This window comes from Alkaliphilus serpentinus (assembly GCF_009017255.1).
GTDB classification, from domain to species: Bacteria; Bacillota; Clostridia; order Peptostreptococcales; family Natronincolaceae; genus Alkaliphilus_D; species Alkaliphilus_D serpentinus.
The window spans coordinates 1-4,620 of record NZ_WBZB01000061.1 but is presented as its reverse complement, the minus strand read 5'-3'; the positions used below and the strand labels follow the sequence as shown (position 1 = coordinate 4,620).

General features: G+C 36.5%; 6 protein-coding genes. 1 reads left to right on the top strand and 5 read right to left on the bottom strand.

The genetic code is table 11. The annotated features are described in order from the left end of the window. Positions 1-1,191, top strand: a 1,191-nt coding sequence (locus F8153_RS14840) for an NAD(P)/FAD-dependent oxidoreductase (RefSeq protein ID WP_207707743.1), incomplete at its 5' end; no start/stop codon positions are given. A gap of 63 nt (positions 1,192-1,254) precedes the next feature. Here F8153_RS14840 and F8153_RS16340 read toward each other — a convergent pair. The 5 genes from F8153_RS16340 to F8153_RS14820 form a co-directional block, all read right to left on the bottom strand. Further along, positions 1,255-1,542 carry an alpha/beta hydrolase gene (locus F8153_RS16340; RefSeq protein ID WP_207707742.1) on the bottom strand — a complete coding sequence of 96 codons (288 nt, stop codon included), beginning with the start codon at positions 1,540-1,542 and terminating at the stop codon, positions 1,255-1,257. A gap of 20 nt (positions 1,543-1,562) precedes the next feature. Continuing rightward, the gene (locus F8153_RS16335; protein WP_207707741.1) at positions 1,563-2,054 is read right to left on the bottom strand and encodes an alpha/beta fold hydrolase; all 492 of its coding nucleotides are present in this window, start codon (positions 2,052-2,054) and stop codon (positions 1,563-1,565) included. 64 nt (positions 2,055-2,118) lie between these two features. Further along, positions 2,119-3,069, bottom strand: coding sequence for a hypothetical protein (locus F8153_RS14830; RefSeq protein ID WP_151867141.1), 951 nt, complete (start codon positions 3,067-3,069; stop codon positions 2,119-2,121). 168 nt (positions 3,070-3,237) lie between these two features. Beyond that, the gene (locus F8153_RS14825) at positions 3,238-3,483 is read right to left on the bottom strand and encodes a hypothetical protein (protein ID WP_151862171.1); all 246 of its coding nucleotides are present in this window, start codon (positions 3,481-3,483) and stop codon (positions 3,238-3,240) included. 1 nt (position 3,484) lies between these two features. Then, positions 3,485-4,620 (bottom strand): HAL/PAL/TAL family ammonia-lyase (locus F8153_RS14820; protein WP_151867140.1); only part of this gene is annotated, 1,136 nt, incomplete at its 5' end.

Below are 4,620 nucleotides of genomic sequence, written 5' to 3'. Positions count from 1 at the left end.
CTTGACATTGGGGGGCATTATAATACCCCTGTTTATGAATCTTTAAAAGAAAACATTGAATGTGATGTTTTAATTGTGGGTGGCGGAAGCTCAGGTGCACAATGTGCCCACTACCTTAGTGAAGCTGGATTAGATGTTGTTATTGTAGATAAACGAAAGGTAGGACAAGGCAGTACATACTGCAACACTGCTCTCATTCAATATCTAGGTGAAAAAACCTTTACTCAATTAAGTAATAGCTTTGGTGAAGAAAATGCTGCTCATCATCTTAAGCTATGCGAAGAAGGAATGAATGAAATTGAAAAAGTTTGTTATTCTTTAGATATACAGCCTGACTTCCAAAGAAGAGACTCTCTTTATTACGCAAGCTATCAAGAGGATGTAGAAAAGCTTGAAAAGGAATACTCCCTTTTAAAGAAACACGGCTTTCAGGTGGAGTTTTTCACAGAAGAGGAAATTAGCAAGCACTATCCCTTTAGTAAGCATGCCGCCATTTACTTTAGAAATGATGCAGAGTTAAATCCATATAAGTTTACCATTGGTTTACTTGAGAAGGTTAAGAGTAAAGGTGTTAGAATCTATGAGGAAACAGAGGTGAAGGGTAGAGGCATTGAGAAGGATGGAGTAGTCATGTTTACAACTAATGGATATTCCATTAAAGCTCAGCATGTAATTGTAGCTGCTGGTTATGAGTGCTTAGATTTTAAAAAGGATAAAAATGCAGTAATAGTTAGCTCCTACGCAGTTGTTACCACTCCAATAGATGACTTTTCCTCATGGTATAAACGCTCATTAATTTGGGAAACTGCACGACCCTACATTTATATGCGTACAACAGCTGATAACAGAGTAATAATTGGAGGTTTAGATGAAAACACCAAATATCCTCAGCAAAGGGACTCTATGTTAACAAGCAAAAAGGATAAAATAATTGATGAGTTTAACAAGCTTTTTCCAGATATTTCAGTAGAGCCAGAGTTCTATCTATCTGCCTTCTATGGTGGTACCCATGATGGTTTGCCTATGATTGGAATTTACAAGGAGCTTCCGCACTTTTATTTACTCATGGGCTATGGTGACAATGGTACTGTTTACAACATGGTTTTGGCTAAAATTTTGAGGGATGTTATAACTAAAGGAACACATCCAGATTTAAAGCTGTATCTCCAAACTCGACCAATAATAAACTAATGATACATCTCGTTTAAGACATTAGACCAATGAATAAAATACCTCAGCTACTATAGCTGAGGTCTATTTTATTGTGTGCATAAAAGAAACAAGCAGTTGATTAAACTCCTTATAGTTATCATAATTTGCATTATGGGAAGCGTTTTTTATTACATTTAAAGGAAAACCTGTTTTGTCTGCCCAGCAATCGTTGTATTTTTTCACATATCCAGTATTATCATACTCACCATAGGTTAATAAAACTGGACAGTTAAAATCTACCTCCTCTTCAACCTTTAGGAACTCACCATAGACAGAAGAAGCAGCCTTTAGCATATCTTTTTTACCCAGCTTCACAAGTGCATTGTGCATGTTTTCTCTGGACTCATCAGTTATTGTAACAGCTTTAGCACCTGCTTTACAGTATAGGCTATAGGGGTAAAGCATGGCAATACTGGAATAATGCTTATCCAAAATAGCTCAGATTTCTTATAATAGCTATTGCCAAAAGGGGTTGTACCAACGCCTACAATTCCAATTACTTTTTCCTGATATTCATTGATAAAGGCCTGAGCTATATAGCCTCCAGCCGATTGTCCCACTAATACTGTCTTTTCAACCTTCTCCTGTTTAAGTATTTCTAAAAGCTCTTTGTTTACATTAGCGAAGGAGAAATCCTGATAGGGTCTTGATTTTCCATGCAATGGAATATCCCAGCTTATTAATTTATAGTCATTTGCTAGATGCTGTACTTGCTTGTCAAAAAGGGTATGATCTGCTGTTAATCCGTGGCAAAAAACAATAGCCAATTCATTTTCGTTATTGTTCTCATTAGTCCAATAGTAAACTGTTCCTCTTTTTGATTGTATCTTTTTTTCAATCATTTTATCTCCTTCTTTATATGACGTGTCAGTCTGACGGGGTTGTTGGCACCCTATTTAATTTACATTATCTTGTTTTAAATGCTACCTTAACCATTGCAATTAAATACAGTGGTACTGCTGCCACCAGCAGTGCCAAGGGTATTAGCTCTGTAAAGCCTGTATCTAGCTTGCTTTTATAGATATTGTTATACACAATTGATGAAGTCAAGGGTATTAACAATAATATTGGATACTGCCATTTTTTTGTTTTCACCTCAAATCCATCAAACAGTGAATCCCTTTTTTCTGATTTGCCACCTATCCACAAAACCAAGCAAGTAATTGCCACCATTGGAACAAAGTAGAGAATAGGTAGTATCCCTAAGGATAGTGTAATAGTGATAAAGCAAAAAATACTAAACACAGCAAATAAGATAATTTCTAGTTTTGAAATAGCCATTTTAACGGGATTAAAGCTATCAATTGACCAATAGGCTATAATCAATAGAAAAACTGTAAAAAAGCTATATATTACAAAATCCGTTGGTGCTATGGGGGACAAGCCTTCTCCCCAAAACCAAGTAGCCCATATTCCCCAAAAGATCCCTAGAGCAGATGAAAGTAGAACTGTATATAGTGGTTTATTCATATGTAAAACTTTTCTAACCAAGTACCACCCAAGAAGTACATCCACAATGACATGCCATCCTATACTGGGCCAAAAAATTGAGTAGGGAAGGGCTTCATAGTAAATTGGAATAACAATGCCTTCTGTCCACCAACCAAACAGTGCTCCTGCCAGTATTAGCCCCCAAATATTACTTACCTTAAACTTTTGCAATGCAATCAACATGCTGTAGGAGAAAAAAGCATACATAATAATAAACTCAATGAGGAATATAAGTCCAGCGGGATTTGTAGTTAGTGTATCTATTAAGCCGATAGCTGGTTCTTCATTTAAAAAATAGTACTCAGAAAAGAACAAAAGTATATATGCACTAGCAATAATCATCCATAGTCTTTTTAATGTTTGCATCTTCTCATCTCCTTATGTCGGGGGGACGGGGTTTATGTTGCCAAATAAAGTATTATTCTGTTTTTAACTTAATTGTATCACTTTTAGAAAAATAGTAAAGCCAGTATTATATAAGGTAGCGCATACATACAAAAGCAGACAAGCTTATATCCCCTTGTCTGCTTCTTTTTATTCTTTAGTAAAATCGCTTTTCCTAAAAATTGACCTTAGTAATATAATCCAGCCCCATGAGATAGATACAGCAGGTAGAGCTGCTGTTAGCCCAGCCTCTAACGGGTGCATTTTTGAGAACTTTAGTGGTGTGAAGAAAATAATAAATGTGATTGTTAGCATTATGAATAAAGTAATTCGCTCGAACATAGATTTTGGAGGTGTAAAAAATATTTTTTTAATATCCATTTGTACTTTCTTCATTTTACTCTAATCCTCCAATCACTTTTTCTACAAGCCTTACAATATACTCTGAATGAATTAAGTTCTTTAAAGTATTTATATGGGGGTAAAGATACATATCCTCTTCCATCACAGGTACTTTTTTGGCTATCTCATCTAAAACTACCTTTGTTGCTTCTGCTGGCATAAGGCCTTCCTTTACATATTGATGGGCCTGGTACACTGATAAAAGCTCTATTGCTAGTATATATTCAAGCTTATCTGCTATCTGTCTTGCCTTCTTAGAAGCGTTATATCCCATTGCAACATAGTCCTCTTGATTACCACAGGTTGGTATTGCATCTACTGTTGCTGGATGGGATAGGATTTTCATATCATTCAATAGTCCGGCTTGGGTATATTGAGGTACCATAAGACCTGAATTAAGTCCTGGCTTTTTTATTAAAAACCATGGATATTCTGATAGACTACCGTCTATCAGCCTATTGTTCCTTCGTTCTGACATCTTTCCAAGCATTGTAGCTGCTATACATGCAGAGTCCATTTCAAGCCCCACATAGGATGAATCAGGGTGCCCTCCCGAGATAACTTCTCCATCCTCCCCTTCGGACCAAATTATAGGGTTATCGCAGCATGAGTTGATTTCTATTTCAATGGTTTTAAGGGCATCCCTTAATGTTTTCTTAGCGGCTCCATGTAACTGTGGTATACACCTAAGTGATAGGGCATCCTGTAGCCTATAGCTTTTATATTCCTTTGCTATCTGAGAAGTTTGTAATATATTCCTTACATTTTTTGCTGTATTTATTTGATCTTCATGGGGTCGTGTACTCATAAGTCTTTCATCGAAGGCCTTAGTAGTTCCCTTTATCACTTCAATATTCATTGCTCCGATAATATCTGCCGCCTTTGCTGCCTTTAGCATATCATATATAGCTATAGCACCTATGGCAGTAGTACTAGTGGTGCCATTTGTTAATACTAAGCCTTCCTTTGCTGCTAAATCTATTACCTTTATATCCGCCATACTTAATGCTTCTCTTGCTGACAATAATTCATCTTTAAAATATGCTTTACCCTCGCCTATAAGAGCTAAAGCCATATGTGCCTCGGGAGATAAATAGCCTACTGAACCCTCCTTAGGAGCATAAGGGGTAA

What these genes read in the sequence shown, in the direction of transcription:
- F8153_RS14830 (WP_151867141.1), bottom strand. Translation starts at nt 3,069, where the DNA reads ATGCAAACATTAAAAAGACTATGGATGATTATTGCTAGTGCATATATA.
- F8153_RS14825 (WP_151862171.1), bottom strand. Translation starts at nt 3,483, where the DNA reads ATGAAGAAAGTACAAATGGATATTAAAAAAATATTTTTTACACCTCCA.
- F8153_RS16335 (WP_207707741.1), bottom strand. Translation starts at nt 2,054, where the DNA reads ATGATTGAAAAAAAGATACAATCAAAAAGAGGAACAGTTTACTATTGG.
- F8153_RS16340 (WP_207707742.1), bottom strand. Translation starts at nt 1,542, where the DNA reads ATGCACAATGCACTTGTGAAGCTGGGTAAAAAAGATATGCTAAAGGCT.